This window comes from Pseudomonas sp. AC463 (genome assembly GCF_979253585.1).
The window spans coordinates 1-333 of the sequence record NZ_CEEDDZ010000309.1 but is presented as its reverse complement, the minus strand read 5'-3'; the positions used below and the strand labels follow the sequence as shown (position 1 = coordinate 333).

1 pseudogene is annotated in these 333 nt (G+C 66.1%); it reads right to left on the bottom strand.

Features of this window, described 5'->3' with window-relative positions:
• A pseudogene (locus AC0IYH_RS30280) lies at nt 1-320 on the bottom strand (hypothetical protein); the annotation flags it as partial.
• Nucleotides 321-333 lie beyond the last annotated feature (13 nt).

Genomic DNA, 333 nt, shown 5'->3' with positions numbered 1-333 from the left:
CCCAGCCCGGTCACGTCGCCGGGCAGCACCGCCTCCAGCGCCTTCGCGACCGCATCGGTGTCGCCGCTTTCGTCGTCGCCATAGGTGAAGACCAACTGGCCCATGTGGCTGACGTCGAACAGGCCGGCGGACTGACGGGTCCACAGATGCTCGGCCATGATGCCTTCATACTGGACGGGCATTTTATAGCCCGCGAACGGGACCATCCGGCCCCCGCGGGCACGGTGCCACGCGTCGAGCGGCAGCAACTGGATGACGTCCTCGCCCTCGGGCGCGTCCTCGATCGCGACTATTTGTTCGCCGATTTCCAGATCGCTCATCGCACCGTACTCC